This is a genomic window from Variovorax sp. W2I14 (assembly GCF_050435205.1).
In the GTDB taxonomy this organism is placed as follows: Bacteria; Pseudomonadota; Gammaproteobacteria; order Burkholderiales; family Burkholderiaceae_C; genus Variovorax; species Variovorax paradoxus_C.
Map to the genome: position 1 here is coordinate 3,703,971 of NZ_JBNDJX010000001.1, position 17,662 is coordinate 3,721,632.

17 protein-coding genes and 1 pseudogene are annotated in these 17,662 nt (G+C 67.6%); 8 read left to right on the plus strand and 10 right to left on the minus strand.

Translation table 11 applies throughout. The annotated features are described in order from the left end of the window. Positions 1 to 61 precede the first annotated feature (61 nt). Complete coding sequence (locus tag QF040_RS17320) at positions 62 to 1,255, plus strand: patatin-like phospholipase family protein (RefSeq protein ID WP_429612096.1); 1,194 nt, start codon at positions 62 to 64, stop codon at positions 1,253 to 1,255. A gap of 1 nt (position 1,256) precedes the next feature. On the opposite strand, the gene QF040_RS17325 is transcribed toward QF040_RS17320, so the two are convergent. Further along, on the minus strand, positions 1,257 to 2,462 hold the full coding sequence (locus QF040_RS17325; RefSeq protein ID WP_429612097.1) for a diaminopropionate ammonia-lyase: 1,206 nt from the start codon (positions 2,460 to 2,462) through the stop codon (positions 1,257 to 1,259). A 32-nt stretch (positions 2,463 to 2,494) separates the two neighbouring features. Continuing rightward, on the minus strand, positions 2,495 to 3,664 hold the full coding sequence (locus QF040_RS17330) for a M20 aminoacylase family protein (RefSeq protein WP_429612098.1): 1,170 nt from the start codon (positions 3,662 to 3,664) through the stop codon (positions 2,495 to 2,497). 82 nt (positions 3,665 to 3,746) lie between these two features. Between QF040_RS17330 and QF040_RS17335 the strand changes: the two genes are divergently transcribed. Beyond that, a complete protein-coding gene (locus QF040_RS17335) occupies positions 3,747 to 4,232 on the plus strand; it encodes an Lrp/AsnC family transcriptional regulator (protein ID WP_429612099.1) in 486 nt (161 codons plus the stop codon). Positions 4,233 to 4,266: 34 nt separating this feature from the next. Here QF040_RS17335 and QF040_RS17340 read toward each other — a convergent pair whose 3' ends face one another. Genes QF040_RS17340 through QF040_RS17360 form a run of 5 tightly spaced genes read right to left on the minus strand, consistent with a single transcriptional unit; the run spans position 4,267 to position 7,416 of the window. Further along, a complete protein-coding gene (locus tag QF040_RS17340; protein WP_429612100.1) occupies positions 4,267 to 4,623 on the minus strand; it encodes a hypothetical protein in 357 nt (118 codons plus the stop codon). Beyond that, the gene (locus tag QF040_RS17345; protein ID WP_429612101.1) at positions 4,620 to 4,862 is read right to left on the minus strand and encodes a hypothetical protein; all 243 of its coding nucleotides are present in this window, start codon (positions 4,860 to 4,862) and stop codon (positions 4,620 to 4,622) included. Before QF040_RS17345 ends, QF040_RS17340 begins: the two co-directional genes overlap by 4 nt. Positions 4,863 to 4,910: 48 nt before the next feature. Further along, on the minus strand, positions 4,911 to 5,597 hold the full coding sequence (locus QF040_RS17350) for a YceH family protein (RefSeq protein WP_429612102.1): 687 nt from the start codon (positions 5,595 to 5,597) through the stop codon (positions 4,911 to 4,913). A 50-nt stretch (positions 5,598 to 5,647) separates the two neighbouring features. After that, positions 5,648 to 6,355, minus strand: coding sequence for a phosphodiester glycosidase family protein (locus QF040_RS17355; RefSeq protein WP_429612103.1), 708 nt, complete (start codon positions 6,353 to 6,355; stop codon positions 5,648 to 5,650). Between the two features lie 29 nt (positions 6,356 to 6,384). After that, positions 6,385 to 7,416: an isocitrate/isopropylmalate dehydrogenase family protein gene (locus QF040_RS17360; RefSeq protein ID WP_093438096.1), complete on the minus strand. Its 1,032-nt coding sequence runs from the start codon at positions 7,414 to 7,416 to the stop codon at positions 6,385 to 6,387. A 208-nt stretch (positions 7,417 to 7,624) separates the two neighbouring features. Between QF040_RS17360 and metG the strand changes: the two genes are divergently transcribed. Next, positions 7,625 to 9,724 (plus strand): methionine--tRNA ligase, encoded by a 2,100-nt coding sequence (gene metG, locus QF040_RS17365; RefSeq protein ID WP_429612104.1) that lies wholly within the window; start codon positions 7,625 to 7,627, stop codon positions 9,722 to 9,724. 14 nt (positions 9,725 to 9,738) lie between these two features. Here the strand turns inward: metG and QF040_RS17370 are convergent. After that, positions 9,739 to 10,411 (minus strand): annotated as a pseudogene (locus QF040_RS17370) (GntR family transcriptional regulator). A gap of 58 nt (positions 10,412 to 10,469) precedes the next feature. Between QF040_RS17370 and QF040_RS17375 the strand changes: the two are divergent. The 4 genes from QF040_RS17375 to QF040_RS17390 are packed head-to-tail and all read left to right on the plus strand — an operon-like array spanning position 10,470 to position 13,632. Next, entirely contained in the window at positions 10,470 to 11,225 is a 756-nt protein-coding gene (locus tag QF040_RS17375; protein ID WP_429612105.1) for an enoyl-CoA hydratase/isomerase family protein, read from the plus strand. 38 nt (positions 11,226 to 11,263) lie between these two features. Next, positions 11,264 to 12,235, plus strand: a complete 972-nt coding sequence (locus QF040_RS17380; protein WP_429612106.1) for a Bug family tripartite tricarboxylate transporter substrate binding protein — start codon at positions 11,264 to 11,266, stop codon at positions 12,233 to 12,235. Beyond that, a complete protein-coding gene (locus QF040_RS17385; protein ID WP_429612107.1) occupies positions 12,232 to 13,383 on the plus strand; it encodes a CaiB/BaiF CoA transferase family protein in 1,152 nt (383 codons plus the stop codon). The genes QF040_RS17380 and QF040_RS17385 overlap by 4 nt, the downstream gene beginning before the upstream one ends. Positions 13,384 to 13,416: 33 nt before the next feature. Further along, the gene (locus QF040_RS17390; protein ID WP_429612108.1) at positions 13,417 to 13,632 is read left to right on the plus strand and encodes a hypothetical protein; all 216 of its coding nucleotides are present in this window, start codon (positions 13,417 to 13,419) and stop codon (positions 13,630 to 13,632) included. Between the two features lie 10 nt (positions 13,633 to 13,642). On the opposite strand, the gene QF040_RS17395 is transcribed toward QF040_RS17390, so the two are convergent. Then, positions 13,643 to 15,364, minus strand: coding sequence for an enoyl-CoA hydratase-related protein (locus QF040_RS17395; RefSeq protein WP_429612109.1), 1,722 nt, complete (start codon positions 15,362 to 15,364; stop codon positions 13,643 to 13,645). A gap of 148 nt (positions 15,365 to 15,512) precedes the next feature. Between QF040_RS17395 and QF040_RS17400 the strand changes: the two genes are divergently transcribed. Beyond that, positions 15,513 to 17,156 carry a SulP family inorganic anion transporter gene (locus QF040_RS17400; protein ID WP_429612110.1) on the plus strand — a complete coding sequence of 548 codons (1,644 nt, stop codon included), beginning with the start codon at positions 15,513 to 15,515 and terminating at the stop codon, positions 17,154 to 17,156. Here the strand turns inward: QF040_RS17400 and QF040_RS17405 are convergent, their stop codons facing one another. Then, entirely contained in the window at positions 17,157 to 17,633 is a 477-nt protein-coding gene (locus QF040_RS17405; RefSeq protein WP_176659849.1) for an outer membrane protein assembly factor BamE, read from the minus strand. It lies immediately after the preceding gene. Positions 17,634 to 17,662 lie beyond the last annotated feature (29 nt).

Genomic DNA, 17,662 nt, shown 5'->3' on the forward strand with positions numbered 1-17,662 from the left:
TAGTCTAGTGCGCTCTCCAAGCCCTCACCGGCCCGCTCGCAATAGACCAGAAAACCAAAAAATGACAGAGACAAGCCCCGCCACCGGCCTCCTGCTCACCGGAGGCGGCGCACGGGCGGCCTACCAGGTCGGCGTGCTCGAAGCCATTGCCGAAATGCGCCGCGCCGCCGGGCCGGCCGCCGGCACCGGCAACCCCTTTCCCGTCATCACCGGCACCTCGGCCGGCGCCATCAATGCCGCGGCGCTGGCCTGCGGCGCGGACGACTTCGACCACGTGGTGGCGCACATCGCCCAGGTGTGGAGCAGCTTTCGCGCCGAGCAGGTGTACCGCGCCGATTCGCTCTCGGTCATCGGCAGCGGCGCGCGCTGGCGCATGCTGCTGGGGTTCGGGCGCTTTGCGGCCAACTGGATGCGAGTCAAGCCCAAGTCACTGCTGGACAACGCCCCGCTGGCCGACCTGCTGCAGCGCATGGTGCCGCTCGATCGGCTGCCGCAGCTCATGCACGAGGGACACGTCAAGGCGCTGGCCGTGACCGCATCGAGCTACAGCTCGGGCGAGCACGTCACCTTCTTCGAGGCCGCGGTGCCGATGGAGCCGTGGGTGCGCTCGCAGCGCCTGGCGGTGCGCGACCGCATCACGCACCACCACCTGCTCGCGTCTTCGGCGATTCCCTTCGTGTTTCCGGCGACCGCGCTGCCGATGCAGGGGCACACCGAGTACTTCGGCGACGGCTCGATGCGCCAGTCGGCGCCCATCGCGGCTGCGATCCACCTGGGCGCCGAGCGCATCCTGGTGATCGGCGCGGGCCGCATGCACGAGCCCCGCGAGACCGATGCGCCCAATACGCACAGCGGCTATCCGACGATGGCGCAGATCGCGGGCCATGCGCTCTCGAGCATCTTTCTCGATGCGCTGGCAGTGGACATCGAACGGCTGCGCCGCATCAATCACACGCTGGGGCTGATTCCCGAGGAGGTGCGCGCATCGAGCTCGCTGCGCCCGCTCGACCTGCTGGTGATCTCGCCTTCGGAGCGGCTGGACGTGATCGCTGCGCGCCATGTGGATTCGCTTCCCGGCGCGGTGCGGCACCTGCTGGGCGGCTCGAAAGTCGCGGCCGACGTGAAGGGCGGCGCGCTGGCAAGTTATCTGCTGTTCGAGTCGGGCTACACGCGCGAGCTGATGGCGCTCGGGCGGGCCGATGCGATGAAGCAGCGCGACGAGGTGCTGCGGTTCTTCGGTTGGAACGCGGTCTGAGCTAGAACCGCACTGGCGCACGCTGCCTGCGCAGGACATCGTCCGCATCCAGCCCAACAAGATTGCGGTACACCGACGGTGCGGTCGCGCCTTCGGTGCTGATCAGCAGCACCTTCGAGCGCACATCGAGGCGCACCTTTCGCCACAGATCGTCTGACAGCGTGAGCACGCGCAATGCCGCGATGCCCGCCGCGCCCGACTCGCCGCTCACGATGGGGCTGTCGTGCGCCGAGCCCCGCGCCAGCAGGCGCATCGCCTCGACCGCGTCGCCGTCCTCGATGGTGAGGAAGGCATCGACCGAGGGCGCCAGAAAACGCCAGGCCAGCGGCGATGTTTCGCCGCACGCAAGGCCGGCCATCACCGAGTCGACGCTGCCGGTGGCATTCGACGCATGGCCGTTGATCGCGCTCTGCAGCAGGCAATCGGCCTGGCGCGGCTCGATGACGATGAGCGTCGGCCGCTTCTCGCCGTACTGCTCCCACAGGTAGCTCGCCACGCCCGCGGCCAGCCCGCCGACACCGCCCTGCAGGATCACGTGCGTGAACATCGCCGTGCCCTCCTGCTGCTCCATCACCTCGTCGGCCAGGATGCCGTAGCCCTGCATCACGTCGCGCGGAATGTCTTCGTAGCCGGCATAGGAGGTGTCGGACACCACCTGCCAACCGTGCGCCTGCGCCAGCGCGGCCGCGTGCGCGACCGAGGCGTCGTAGTTGCCCTCGATGCGCACGATCTCCGCGCCGAAGGCCGCAATGGCCGTTTCACGCTCCACGCTCACATGCTTGTGCAGCACGATCACGCAGCGCACGCCGATGCTTTGCGCCGCGGCCGCGAGCGCGCGCCCGTGGTTGCCGTCGGTGGCGCTGATGACGACCAGCGACTCCAGTTGCGCCGCGTGAGCGCCACGCAGCACCGCCACCGGGTCCCATGCGGCATGGGCCCGCAGGATGAGCCGCACCAGCGCGGCCGGCGCGCCGAGTGCCTTGAAGCTGCCGAGCGACGAGCGCTTCGACTCGTCCTTCACGAAGATGCCGGCCACGCCCAGTTCTTCCGCCAGATCGGGCAACTGCCAGAGCGGCGTCGGTTCGGGCGCGAGCTGCGACCAGCGCGAGAGCCAGCCGCGCGTGCGCTTCGCCTCGGCGATGCTGAGGATGTCGCGAAGCTCGCCGGGGTAGGCGCTGCGAATGGCGTTCTTGTTGATGACCAGCATGGGGAGAAAAGAAAAGGGTTGTGCGTTGTCGGTCAGCGCGGAAGGCGCAGGCGGACGATTTCCGCGAAGTAACGGGCGCCCGTCGCGAGCACCTCGTCGTTGAAGTCGTAGCTGCCGTTGTGCAGCGGCGTGCTGCCGGGTGCGCCCTCGGCGCCGTTGCCCAGGAACACGAAGGCGCCCGGCACCACCTTGAGGAACGCGCCGAAGTCCTCGGAAATCATCATCGGCGCCACGTTGGCATCGACGTTCTCCGCCCCCACCACGGCCGTGGCCGCCGCCACCGCGACGGGCACGCATTCGGCCCAGTTCACCGTGGGCGCGAATTCGTGCGTGTAGCTGAACTCGCATTCGGCGCCGTGCATGCGGCAGATGCCCTCGCTGATCTCGCGCATGCGCGCGGCCAGCATTTTCTGCACCTCGGGGTCGTAGCTGCGCGTGTCGCCCTTGATGACCACGTTCGACGGAATCGCGTTGCGGATGCCATCGGTGATGAACTCGGTGCACGAGACCACCGCCTGCGCGCCCGGATCGAGCGTGCGCGAAACGATGGTCTGCAGCGCGAGCACGATCTGCGCGCCGATGACGATGGGGTCGATTCCCATGTGCGGCCGCGCGGCATGCGTGCCGCGGCCCTTCACATGGATGACGAAGTTGTCCTCGCTCGCCATGAGGCCGCCCGTGCGCGTGGCGATCGTGCCGGCGCGCATGCCGGGCATGTTGTGCAGGCCGTAGATCTCGTCGACCGGAAAGCGCGCGAAGAGCCCGTCGTCCATCATGGCTTTCGCGCCGCGGCCGTGTTCTTCGGCGGGCTGGAAGATAAAGCGCACGGTGCCGTCGAAATCCTGCCGCTCCCGCAAGAGGCGCGCCGCGCCGAGCACGATCGACATGTGGCCGTCGTGACCGCAGGCGTGCATCTTTCCGGGCGTGGCCGAGGCGTAGGCGCGGTCGGTGGGCACCTCGGTGATGTTGAGCGCGTCCATCTCGGCGCGCAGGCCGATCACGCCCTTGCCATGGCCGACCTTCAGGTTCGCGACGAGCCCGGTGCCGCCAATGCCGGTATGCACCTCCAGGCCCAGCGCCTTCAGCACGCTGGCGACGAAAGCCGAGGTCTTCGCCTCCTCGAAGCCGGTCTCGGGCATCGCATGCAACTGGCGGCGCCAGCCGGAGAGCTGGTCGCGCAGGGGCTCGTCGGGGAATTTCATGACGCGATGCTATTGACAATGCAGCGATACGGGCACGCAAAATCGGCCCCTCAGACGCAACGTTTTTGCGTGCACGGCCTGCATGACCTCCTCTCCCCTCGATGCCCTCGACCTTCGCCTGCTGGAATTGATCCAGATCGACAGCCGCATGTCGCAAAGCGAACTGGGCGAGCGCGTCCACCTGTCGACGGCGGCCGTCAACCGGCGGCTCAAGCGCATGCGCGACGACGGCGTGATCCGGCGCTACGGCGCGGTGCTGGCCCCTGCGACGCTGGGCCACCCGTTGTCCATCGTGGCCGAGGTGGAAGTCGAGAGCGAGCGCATCGATCTGCTCGATGCGATGAAACAGAGTTTCAGGGCCTGCCCGCAGGTGCAGCAGTGCTACTACGTGACGGGCGAGTGGGACTTCATCCTCATCCTCGTCGTGCAGGACATGGCGCAGTACACCGCGCTGAGCCGGCAGCTTTTTTTCCAGAGCAACAACGTGAAGCGATTTCGCACGCTGGTCACCATGGACCCGGTGAAGGTCAGCCTGGATGTGCCGGTGCGGCCGGAACCGGTGGGGTAGGCAGCGCACGGGCTGCGCGGGCGGTGGATTCGCCTCAGGAAAGCCCGAGGAGCACCGCAATGCCCGTGATGAACCAGTTCGCGGTCGTCGCACTGGCCGCGCTTTCCTTGGAGATCGGCCACAGCTTGGCGCGCTTCCATGCCCAGAGGTTGCAGGCCAAGGCCAGCACCAGGCCGCTGGGGACGAACAAGGGTGAATGCAGACCGACAGCGGCGATCAGCGATACCAGGACGGTCAGGACGCCTGCCGCCCAGATACCGCTGGATGTGCTTGCGAGCACATGGCAAAGACCGCCGCAGGCTTCGCACTTCGCAGGGGAGCCGCGGCTGGACCAGCGCTTCGCGAGGCCGTCGATGCCCGGCTTCCGGCAACGTGGACAGGCGTGCTTCACAGGAAGAGCCACGCCACGATCACCGTCAGGATGATGGCCAGTGGAATGAGGTCACTCAGCCGCGCGAGGCCGCCGAGCATGAACAGCGGGACCCGTCCTGCAAATTCCCGGAGGTGGTCGGCCACGCGATTTCCCCGGGGCAGCACGGCAGCAGCGACCAACGAGATCACGATGAGCCCGACGCCCATGGCCAGGAAAGCCGCGACGCAGGTGAGGATGAGCGAGACCGGAGGTTTCATGTGCTGCGCAAGATAACGCAGGTCCGCCGCAACGCGAAATCAGCGCGGTCAGCCCGCCTCGGAAATCCCGAGTTCCGAGCACACCCTCGCCACCAGCGCCTTCAGCGATGCCAACTCGGCTTCGAGCCGCGCCACATTGGCTTTGAGCGCCGCGACCTCGCCGAGCGATGCGTCGTGCGAGGCATAGGCCCCGTCGCCCGAAGCGCCGGCCGGGCCCGCCACTTCTTCCGCAGGCTGCCCACTCAGAAGATGCGCCCAGCGGCTTTCGCGCGCGCCCGGCAGACGCGCCAGCTTCACCACCAGCGCACCGGCAGGCCGCTCCGCAAGCTCGTCGAGGAAACCCTCGACCGAGGAGATGTCCGCGAAGTTGTGCATGCGGTCGCAGGCGATGCGCAGTTCGCCGGCCGTTTGCGGCCCGCGCAGCATCAGCACAGTGAGCAGGATCACCGACTGCGAGGGAATGCGCAGCACACGGTCGATGTTGTGCTCGTAGCGGAACGCGCGGCCGCCGCTGCTTTCCGCGACAAGGCTGTAGCCCTTCAGACTGTCGATGGCGGACTGGATCTGCGATTCGGTGAGTTCGAGCACCGGGTTGCGGCTGGTCTTCTGGTTGCAGCCCGACACCAGCGAATTGAGCGTGAGCGGATAGCTGTCGGGCACGGTGCGCTGCTTTTCGGCGAGCACGCCGAGCACGCGGGTTTCAAGGAGGGACAGGATGGGCAGCGGTGTGGACATGGCTCAGAGGCAGGATTCGAAAGTGAAGACACAAGGGGCCGCCGACGGGTTCATGGCGACACCACGCCGAGTATCGGCCCCAGGTCGCGCACGAAGTCGCTGCGCCCCAATGCCTTCGAGTACAGCGCCGAGACAGTGCCATCGAGGTACAGGGCATCGCGGCAGTGCAGCACGTCGCGAAAGTACAGCGCGAAATCGTGGAAGTTCACCGGCGTCTCGCTCATCACGAAGATCGCCGTGTGGCCGATCGCGCAGACGCCGTTGCGGATCTTGCGCGAGTCCGAATTCGGAATGAGCGCTGGGTGCAGCGCGCCGTGGCGCAGCAGCAGCGGGCCGGATTGAGTGGCCAGCCGCACGCCGCCGCGCTTGGCGAGCGCCGGGTACTCCGAAGACTCGATCACGCGGGGGCCGTCGTCGGTGACGAGGAACACGCCGTTCGGCTTCAGGAAGAAGTTGCCGGTGCCGCTCGCGAGGTTGAGCGGCGCCTCTTCGCGGCCATCGCGCACGAAGAGCCCGACCGGCGAAAAATCGGCGTGATACATGCCGGCATTGACCGCGAAGACGAGCTGCCGGCCGTGCGCCTTCAGCCAGGCATCGAGGCGGTCGAAGCGCTTGAACGCCACGCCGGTTTCATCGTTCAGTAACAGCGCGAGCTTCTCGGTGCGAAGGTCGACCTTCACCACCGTGTAGCGCGGGTCTGCCGCAACGGACGCGCAGCTCGCAAGGACGACGGCCAGCAGAAGCAGAAGCTTTCTCATGGCCGGCTGCGCCTTCGCCTGCGTTCCGATCAACCGCCGTTGATGCGGCTGACCAGCGCCTTCGTGAACGCGGCGGTGTTCGCAGTGCCGCCCAGGTCGCCGGTGCGCACGTTGTCGATGTTCAGCGTCTGGTCGATCGCCGTGCGCAGGCGCGTGGCCAACTCGGGCATCTTCGTGTGGTCGAGCATCATCGCGGCGGCCAGCAGCAGCGCGGTGGGATTGGCGATGCCCTTGCCGGCGATGTCGGGCGCCGAGCCGTGCACCGCTTCGAAGATCGCCGCATCGGTGCCGATGTTGGCGCCCGGCGCCATGCCCAGGCCGCCGACAAGGCCGGCCACGAGGTCCGAGAGGATGTCGCCGAACAGGTTGGTCGTCACCAGCATGTCGAACTGCCAGGGGTTGAGCACCAGCTTCATCGCGCAGGCGTCCACGATGATCGAGTCGAGTTCGAATTTGCCCTTGTACTTCTCCGCGTAGAGCTGCTCGCCCGTCTCCAGGAACAGGCCGGTCAGCACCTTCATGATGTTGGCCTTGTGCACCAGCGTGACCTTCTTGCGGCCGGTGGCGATGGCGGTCTCGAACGCGTACTCGAGCACCCGGCGGCAGCCCTGCCGCGTGTTGATGCCGGTGGCCATGCCCACGGCATGCGGGTCGCCGTCGATGCGCACGTAGTGCTCGTGGCCGATGTAGAGGCCCTCGAGGTTCTCTCGCACGATCATCAGATCGATCTTGTCGAAGCGGCCACCCGGAATGATGGTGCGCGCGGGACGCAGGTTGGCGTAGAGCTGGAATTCCTCCCGCAGCCGCACGTTCGACGAGCGGTAGCCGCCGCCCGACGGCGTTTCGAGCGGGCCCTTGAGCGCAAGGCGGGTGGTGCGGATGCTGTCGAGCGTGGCCTTGGGCAGCGGATCGCCCGAAGCCTTCACGCCGCCGAGGCCAGCGATCTGGGTGTCCCAGGTGAAGGGCGCCTTCAGCGCATCGAGCGCGGCGAGGGTGGCGTCGACGATTTCGGGGCCGATGCCATCGCCGGGAATGAGGGTTGCGGGAATGGGGGTGGTCATCGGCTGCGGCTCGCTTTCTGGCGTTCTGTATCGGGGGTCGAAGCATACGTCGCGCGCGAGACACCCCGCGGTTTCGTGGGTCACTCGCGCCCTCAAACACGGGGTCGGGCACAGGCTGCACGCGCCCACCTAAAATGCCCGGTTCCCGGATGCGCGGCGCTCGCCGCCTCCGATGCCAGTTCGTCACTCCCCGAAAGCGCCCTCCCCGATGTCCGCCCCGCGCAAGCTCTTCGTCACCACCGCCCTGCCGTATGCCAACGGCAAGTTCCATATCGGCCACATGATGGAATACATCCAGGCCGACATCTGGGTGCGGAACCAGCGAATGAATGGCGCCGAGGTCAACTTCGTCTGCGCCGACGACGCGCACGGCGCGGCCATCACCATCGCGGCCGACAAGGCCGGCGTGACGCCGCAGGCCTTCGTGGCCGAGATCGCCGCGGGCCGCAAGCCCTACCTCGACGGCTACTACATCTCCTTCGACAACTGGCACTCGACCGACGCGCCAGAAAACCACCAGCTCGCGCAGGACATCTACCGCGACCTGCGCGCCAACGGCCTCATCGAGACCAAGAGCGTCGAGCAGTTCTACGACCCTGAAAAGGGCATGTTCCTGGCCGACCGCTTCATCAAGGGCGAGTGCCCGAACTGCCATTCGAAGGACCAGTACGGCGACAACTGCGAAGTGTGCGGCGCCGTGTACGCGCCCACCGAGCTGATCAACCCCTACTCGGCCCTCTCGGGCGCCAAGCCCGAGCTGCGCAGCTCGGACCACTTCTTCTTCAAGCTCTCGGACCCGCGCTGCGAGGCTTACCTGAAGGAATGGACCGCCGCCCCGGGCCATGTGCAGATCGAGGTGCAGAACAAGATCCGCGAATGGCTCTACAAGGACGACGAAGGCAAGGGAGGCCTGGGCGACTGGGACATCAGCCGCGACGCGCCCTACTTCGGCATCGAGATCCCCGATGCGCCGGGCAAGTACTTCTACGTGTGGCTCGACGCGCCCGTGGGCTACCTGGCGTCGCTCAAGAACCTGCTGGACAAGCGCTGCATCGAACTGGGCGGCGACGGCATCTCGTACACCGAGTACATGGCCGACCCGGACCTGGAGCAGGTGCACTTCATCGGCAAGGACATCATCACCTTCCACACGCTGTTTTGGCCCGCGATGCTGCACTTCAGCGGCCGCAAGGCGCCTGATGCGGTGTATGTGCACGGCCATCTCACGCTGAAAGACGGCGAGAAGATGAGCAAGAGCCGCGGCACCGGCATCGATCCGCTCAAGTACCTCTCGATCGGCCTGGACCCCGAGTGGCTGCGCTACTACATCGCGGCCAAGCTCAACGGCCGCAACGAAGACATCGACTTCAACCCCGAGGACTTCGTCGCGCGCGTCAACAGCGACCTCGTGGGCAAGTACATCAACATCGCGAGCCGCGCGGCGGGCTTCATCGGCAAGCGCTTCGGCGGCAAGCTGGGCGACGTGTCGGCCGATGGCGATGCGCTGCTGTTCGCGCTGCGCGAGGCGGCCGGCCAGATCCATTCGCTGTACGACGGCCGCGACTACGCCCGTGCGCTGCGCGAGGTGATGGCACTGGCCGACAAGGTGAACGAATACGTCGACCAGAACAAGCCCTGGGAGCTGGCCAAGAAGGAAGGCGCCGAGGCGCGCCTGCACGATGTGTGCACCGTGTGCATCGAGGCCTTCCGCCTGCTCACGCTGTACCTGAAGCCGGTGCTGCCGGCGCTTGCGGTGAACGTCGAGGCGTTCCTGAAGATTTCGCCGCTGGTCTGGTCCGATGCCGCGCAGCCTCTGCCCGCAGGCCATGCGATCGGCGACTACAAGCACCTGATGCAGCGTGCCGATGCGAAGGTCGTCGACAAGCTGTTCGATGCGCCTGAACCCGTGGCCGCCGCTGTCGTGGAAGCCGCAGCAGATGCGCTGCCCGGCGGCGAAGCCATCGCGCCGACGATCACCATCGACGACTTCGTGAAGATCGACCTGCGCATCGCCAAGATCGTGGCCTGCGAGAAGGTCGAGGGCTCGACCAAGCTGCTGCGCCTGACGCTCGACGCGGGCGAAGGCAAGACCCGCAACGTCTTCAGCGGCATCGCCTCGGCCTACCAGCCCGAGCAGCTCGTGGGCAAGCTCACGGTGCTGGTCGCGAACCTCGCGCCGCGCAAGATGAAATTCGGCATCAGCGAAGGCATGGTGCTGGCCGCGAGCCATGGCGACGAAAAAGCCAACCCGGGCATCCACGTGCTCGAACCGTGGCCGGGCGCAACGCCGGGCATGCGGGTTCGCTGACCACGAACCAGGAACTAGCTGAACTTGTTGTTCAGCACGAGGTCGGCAAACACCTTGCCACCGACCGAGATGTGGTCCCGCATCGCCTCCGCGGCGTTGTCGGCATGGCCCTTGAGGATCCACTCCACCACCCGCTCGTGCTCCCGCTGTGAAGCGGCGAGCCGGCCGGGCTTCTCGAACATCCGCCCCCGGTAGGCCGCGATGCGCAGGCGCACCGTCTGCGCCTGCTCGACGATGAACGGATTGCCGCTCGCGCGATAGATCACGTCGTGCAGCGCGGCGTTGGCGCGCTGGTAGCCCTCAGCGTCGTCCGCCTCTGCCATGGGCCGCCGTGCCGTCGAGCGCAAGTTGCAGTTCGGCTCGCAGCGCCGGCCCGATGCGCAGGGCCGCCAGCCGCGCCAGCACGCCTTCGAGTTCGCCGAGCGCTTCCATCATCGCGACGAGTTCGTTCGCGCGCAGCTGGCGCACATAGATGCCGGTGCGCGGAACGATGTCGACCAACCCCCGCGCGCTGAGCAACAGCAGCGCCTCGCGCACCGGCGTTCGCGAGGTGTTGAAGCTCAGGGCGAGCGCCTTTTCATCGATGGGCATGCCGGGGGACAACGTGCCTCCGAGGATGTCGTGTTCGAGGCGGCTGCGGATCTGGTCCTGCAGGCTGCTGGTGTCGAGGGTTTTCGCGGGTTGCATGGGAGTCGGGATATTAGCTAACCTTGCAGATATATCAATTCATTCGTTTGGTACATCAATGCTTCCCTCACTTGAGATCGACGGCCACGTCGCCTACCTGACGCTGCGGCGCCCCAGCGCCGCCAACAAGCTGACGCCGGCGGATCTACCCGAGCTCGTTCGCCACGTGGAGACGGTGAATCGCTCGCCCGAGGTGCTTGTGCTGATCCTGCGTTCCGAAGGCAAGTACTTTTGCAGCGGCTACGATATATCAGAGGTGGCCGCCAGCAGCCAGACCGAGGGCAGCAGCTTCGGTGACATGGTCGATGCGCTGGAAAACTGCCGTGCCGTCACCATCGCCGCGGTGCATGGCGGCGTTTTCGGCGGCGCCACCGACCTGGTGCTGGCCTGCGATTTCCGTGTGGGGGTGCGCAGCGCCGAGATGTTCATGCCCGCGGCCCGGCTCGGCCTGCACTACTACCAGAGCGGCATGGAGCGCTATGTGTCGCGGCTCGGGCTCGACACGGCCAAGCGCCTCTTCCTGACTGCCGAAAAACTCGACGGCCCCGCGATGCTCGACTGCGGATTTCTCACGCAACTGGTCGACAACGCGCTGGCGCTCGACGCCGAAGTGCTGCGCCTTCGCACCACGCTCGCCGGCATGGCGCCGCTCGCGCTGCTCGGCATGAAGAAGCACCTGAACCAGATCGCGCGCGGCACCGCCGATGCCGCTTCGATCTCGCGGGAGGTGCAGCGCACCGTCGCCTCCGAAGACCTGGCCGAGGGCGGCCGTGCCTGGCGCGAGAAGCGCCCGCCGGTCTTCAAGGGCCGCTGAGCGCGGCCTCCCCTTCGACCCGACACAGGAGACAACAAGTGAACACCCTTCGAACCATTTCCTTTGCAGCCGTTGCCCTGCTCACCTCGGCCGGCGCCCTTGCGGACACCTACCCCTCGCGCCCGATCACCCTGGTGGTCGGCTTCCCCGCCGGCGGCGGTGCCGACACCGTGGCGCGCATCGTGAGCGACAAGCTCGCCAAGGTTCTCGGGCAGCCCATCGTCATCGACAACAAGCCCGGCGCGGGCACCACCATCGCATCGGACCAGGTCGCGCGCGCGGCACCCGACGGCTACACGCTGCTGCTGGGCAGCGGCAATCTCTACGGCAGCGACAAGCTGCTCTACAAGGCCGTGAAGTACGACGGGGCGAAAAGCTTCGTGCCGATCTCGCGCTGGAGCTCGGCGCCGATGTTGCTCGCGGTCAACAAGGACATGAGCGCCAAGACCGTGCAGGCGCTGATCGCCGAAGCGCGGCAGAACCCCGGCAAGCTCGCGTATTCCTCGTCGGGCACGGGCGTGGTCACGCATCTGGCGGGCCTGTCGTTCGAGAAGGCAGCCGGCGTGACCATGCTCCACGTGCCGTACAAGGGCGGCGCCCCGTCGATCCAGGCGGTTGCCGCCGGCGACGTGCAACTGACCTTCGGCACGCCGCCCTCGGTGCTGCCGATGGCGCAGGGCCAGAAGCTGCGCGTGCTGGCCGTCACCTCGGGCCAGCGCTCGCCGCTCTTTCCCGATGTGCCGAGCGTCGCCGAGGCGGGCGTGAAAGGCTACGACTACACCTTCTGGTTTGGCCTCTTCGCACCCGCGGGCCTGCCGCCGGAGATGGCGCAGAAGCTCTTCGACGCGAGCGTGGCGGCGCTCAACGACCCTGATGTGAAGGCGCGGCTGGAGAAGTCGGGCAACGAATCGGCGCCGTCGAAGTCGCTCGCCGAATTCCGCACCTGGGCACTGGCCGAAGGCGCGAAATCGAAGGAACTCACCGAGCGCTCCGGCGCGACCGTCGAATGACGCCGGGCGGCCCGCTGCAGGGCTTCACCGTCGTCGACCTCACGCGCGTGCTCGCGGGGCCTTATTGCACGCTGCTGCTCGCCGACCTCGGTGCGCGCGTCATCAAGGTGGAGCAGCCCGGCCTCGGCGACGATGCGCGGCAGATCGGCCCGTTCGTGGAGGGCGACTCGGCCTACTTCATGTCGGTCAATCGCAACAAGGAGTCGATCGCGTTGGACCTGAAGGCGCCGACCGACCGAGTCATCTTCGAACGGCTGCTGGCCACGGCCGACGTGCTGGTCGAGAACTTCCGGCCCGGCACGATGGAGAAGCTCGGCTACGACTGGCCGACGCTGCATGCGCGCTTTCCGAAACTGGTGTTCACCTCGGTCTCGGGTTTTGGCCAGACGGGCCCCTACAGCAAGCGCCCCGCCTACGACATGGTGGTGCAGGCGATGGGCGGCATCATGAGCCTCACCGGCCACCCGGGTGCGCCGCCGACGCGGGTGGGCGTGTCGATCGGCGACCTGGGCGCCGGCCTGTACGCAGCCATCGGCACGCAAGCCGCGCTGCTGCAGCGCGGGCGCACCGGTCTCGGCGACCGGGTGGACGTGGCGATGCTCGATTGCCAGGTCGCGCTGCTCGAGAACGCGATCTCGCGCATGGAAGCCGACGGGCGCGCACCGGGCCCGATCGGCTCGCGGCATCCATCGATCACGCCGTTCGATGTGTTCCGCGCGGCGGACGGCTGGTTCGTGATCGCGGCGGGCAACGATGCGTTGTTCCAGCGCCTGTGCGCTGCGCTCGAACTGCCGGCGCTGCTGGACGATGCGCGCTTTGCCACCAACCCCGCGCGCTGCCAGCACCACGAAACGCTGAAGCAGTTGCTGGAGCAGCGCCTGGCCTGCGCGCCCTGCGCACACTGGCAGGCGCTGCTGATGGCGCACAACATTCCGACCGGCGAGTACAACGACGTCGCCGCGGTGGTGAAAGACCCGCAGGTGCGGGCGCGCGAGATGCTGGTGCAGGTGAAGACGCAGGGCGGCCGCTCCCTCACGGTCGCGGGCAATCCGGTGCACGTCGGCGAACACCGCACCCAGTTGCTGCGGCAGCCACCACGGCTGGACCAGGACCGGGAGGCGATCCTGGCGGGGCTGGAGCAGGGCTAGGTTCGAACGCCGGGCCGGGTGCAAAATCCGCGCATGCAAAGCCTCCGTTCCCGCTCCCGACTTCTGGTTCTTGCGCTGCTCGGCGCCATGCTGTCGAGCGGCTGTGCGGTGGTCACCGTCGCCAGCACCGCCGTGAGCGTAGGTGCCGGCGCGGTCGGTCTGGCCGCCGACGCAGCCATCGGCACCGCGCGCATCACCGGCAAGGCCGTCGGCGCCGCGGCCGACGCGGTCATTCCGGACAGCAAGTAAGCCACTGGATTCAGCGCGGCAGGCCCAGCCGTGCGACGTGCGCGGGCGTGTGCTGCGCCTTTTCCTTGCGGACGAACGCCGAGCGCAAGGCCGCGTGCGGCTCGCTGCGATCGAAGAAATTGCGGCGCATGTGCGTCAGTTCTTCATCGCGGTACTGCTGCAGCGGCTTCACCGCTTCGTCTTCCGCGCGCTTCGCCTGCTTCTTCGCGATGCGGGCGGCCAGGTCGGGCGAGGCCGCGAGCTGCGTGGCGAGCCGCATCACTTCATCGCCCAGTTCTTCCGGCGCGGCCTGCAGAACGCGCTCGGCCATGCCGAGTTCGACCGCGCGCTTCGCGCTCACCGGCAGCGCCGATTGGGTGAGCCGCTCGGCCTCGGCCCCGCCCACGCGGCGCGGCAGGGTGTAGGTCCAGTACTCGGAACCGTAGAGGCCCATGAGTTTGTAGTGCGGGTTGAGGATGGCGCCGTCCCTGCACCACACCTCGTCCGCCGCGAGCGCGAGCATCACGCCGCCGGCCGCGGCGTTGCCGCCGGGTGCCGCAACGGTGAGCCGGTCCGTGGTGGTGATCACCGCCTCGACCAGGTCGTTCATCGCGTGGATGTTGGCCCACGACTCCTCGGCCGGATCGGGCGCGGCCTCGATCACGTTGAGGTGGATGCCGTTCGAGAAAAAGTCGCGCAGCCCGCCAAGCACCAGCACCGACGTCGGTCGGGTGCAGGCGAAGCGATAGGCCTCCAGCAGACGGCGGCATTGCACGCTGCTCATCGCGCCGCCGGGGAACGAGAAGTTCAGCACGCCCACCGCGCCATGCTCGCCGTGCTCGCTGTAGCGCATGTCGGTCCAGGTGCGGCGCGCAGCCGGCAGTTGCAGCGGCGCGGACACTTCGGGCAGGCCGGCGGGGAGCAGGTCGCTGAGCGCATCGACGGCCGGCAGCTTGAAGCTGGCGAGCCCCGAGCCCGGCGCGCGCCAGGGGCGCAGTTGCACGATCCAGACCGCGCCGTCCGTCGTGGCGCGGCAGATGGCGCCGGCGCGGGTGGCGATCAGTTCGCCGGGCGTGCCGCGCAACTCGTCTTCGGGGTACGCGCCGTGCAGGTACCACTGCGTGCCGAGCAGTTCGTCGAGCACGCCGGGTTGCGAGTCGGCGGCGCGCAGTTCGCGCAGCACCGACTCGGTCGACGCCGTGGTCCAGTCGATGCGGCGCTCCGCCTGCTTCAGGAACGGACGCCAACCCGCCGCGAGATCGGCCGCCTTCTGCCGCTTCGGCTTGTACGTGCCCGAGGCGAAGCGCTCGACCGCGAGCAGCACCGCATCGATGGCCGCATCGGCCACCTCGCCGCGGTAGAGATCGCTCTTGCCGGCCAGCGGCGGCACCTTCAGCGGCGACCAGGCCCAGACATCGCCCGCGTCCATCTCGGCGACGGCCTCGAGCACGGTGACGCCCCAGCTTTCGGCGCCTTCCCGCAGCGTCCAGTCGAGCGAGGACGGGCCGCGGTCGCCCGGCGGGCCGGGGTGGACGATCAGGCAGGTGTGAGCGCGCCAGATGTCCTCGGGGATCGCGGTGGTGAGCATCGGCGCCACGATGAGTTGAGGCGCATGCGTGCGGACCGCATCGCGCAAGGCGTCGTCGTTGCCGAGGGCCAGCTCGACGCCGACGGTGTGGCCGCGGTCCTGGAGTTCGGCCAAAACCCTCTGCGTCAGGCTGTTGAACGCGCTTGCGACAAGCAGGATGTGCATGGGCCCGGCTCCCTCTGTGATGCCAGTTTTAAATGTCAATTAATGTGAAAACTGTATCTGCATCCTTCGTTCCGGATAAGTTCATCGAAAGTACGCATGGGGGCCTGCGGCCCTCTCGGCGGGGCACGCGGGCCACAATCGGTCATCCATGCAATCCCCGCTGAACCTCACCCGCTTTCGCCCCCGCCTGCTGGACGCAATGGCGGACTACAACCGGGAGCGTTTCCTCAAGGACCTGGGCGCGGGCGCGACGGTCGGCATCGTGGCGCTGCCGCTGGCCATGGCCTTCGCCATCGCGTCGGGGCTCAAGCCCGAGGCCGGCATCTGGACGGCGATCATCGCGGGCTTCTTGATCTCGCTCCTGGGCGGCTCGGCGGTGCAGATCGGCGGGCCGGCCGGCGCTTTCATCGTGATCGTCTACGGCATCGTCGAGCGCTATGGCGTGGCTAACCTGCTCATCGCGACCGCCTGCGCCGGCGTCCTGCTGTTCGCGGCGGGACTCTTCGGGCTCGGGCGGCTGGTGCGTTTCGTGCCGCTGTCGATCGTGGTGGGCTTCACCAACGGCATCGCGGTGCTGATCCTGCTGTCGCAACTGAAAGATCTGCTCGGCCTTTCGGTCGAGAAGATGCCGGCCGACGTGTTCTCGCAACTCCATGCGATGGCGCTGCGGATCGGCACCTTCAATCCGTATGCCTTCGCGCTCGGCGTCGTCTGCGTGGCAGGGCTGGTGCTGTGGCCGCGGCTGCCTCGTCTGCCGCTGCATCTGGCGCAAACGCGCGCGGTGCAGATGGCCTCCCGCGTGCCGGGGCCGATCGTCGCGCTGGTCACGCTCACGCTGGTGTCATGGGGTTTCGCGCTGCCGGTGGAGACCATCGGCACGCGCTTCGGCGGCATTCCCGAGGGCGTTCCGGGCTTCGCGCTGCCCGATTTCTCGTGGGAGACGGTCAAGCAACTGGTCACGCCGACGCTGACCATCGCGCTGCTCGGCGCCATCGAGTCGCTGCTGTGCGCGCGCGTGGCCGACCAACTGAGCGGCCAGCCGCGCCACGACCCGAACCAGGAACTGATGGCGCAGGGCATCGCGAACATCGTCACGCCCTTCTTCGGAGGGATGCCGGCCACCGGCACCATCGCGCGCACGGTGACGAACATCCGTTCGGGCGGCAACTCGCCCATCGCGGGCATCGTGCATGCGGTGACGCTGATGATCGTGGTGCTGCTGGCCGCACCGCTCGCGCGCCATGTGCCGCTTGCGGTGCTGGCGGGCATCCTGGTGTTTGTGGGCCTCAACATGGGCGAGTGGCGCGAGTTCACGCCGGGCCAGTTGCGGCATTTCAGCCGTCACTACCGGCTGCTGATGCTCGGCACGTTCTTTCTCACCGTCGTGTTCGATCTCACGGTGGCGGTGCAGGTGGGCATCGTGCTCGCGTGCGCGCTTTTCATCCGGCGCATGACCGGGCTCTTCAGCGTCGAGCTCGAGACGCTGCAGCCGCCGGTGCTCACCTACCGCATCTACGGCGCGCTGTTCTTCGGCGCGGCGGCCAAGCTCGACGAGGCGGTGAATGCGGCCGAGCGCGCGCCGCGCGGCATGACGGTGGTGCTCGACGCCACACACCTCATCTACCTGGATGCCACCGGCATCGATGCGCTGCGTCAGTTGCATCGCGCGGTGCTGGCGCGCGACGGGGTGTTGCGGATCGAATCGCTGCAGCCGCAGCCGCGCGAGGTGATCGAGCGCTCCGGGTTCGCGGAGGAACTGGTGGCCGGAAGGCCGCACACGCCCGAAGGCTGATCAGTTGGCTTCGGTCGCCCGGTCCGGCGACGAGCCGCTGCGCACCACGCGCTGGTCGTCGTTCAGCGTCGCGGTGAACACCATCGGCGAATTCGGCGGCTGCACCCAGCGCCATTCCCATTCGGTCTCGCGCTTGAGCGCATAGGGTGTGACCTTGGCGGGCTTGCCGAGCAGCTTGCGCAGGTCTTCCATCATCATCCCGGGCTGCACCTTGGCGAAGTTCTCGGGCGTGAGCACCTGGCGCAGCGCGCTCATCTTGCCGTCGCGGCCGATGGTGATCATGTAGTTCTTCTGGCCCTGGGGCTGGCGGTTGTATTCGAAGACGCGGCCGCCGTCGGGTGCGTCCCAGATGTTCTCCGGCTGGCCGAATTTGGTGCGCACGTCGGCTTCGGTGGCGACGCCTTCTTCGAGTTCGGCGATGCGCTGGTTGTCGCAGCCCGCAAGCCCGATCACCACCGCCAGCAACGCCGTTGCCATGCCGATCTGCCACTGTTGCCGATGTCCCA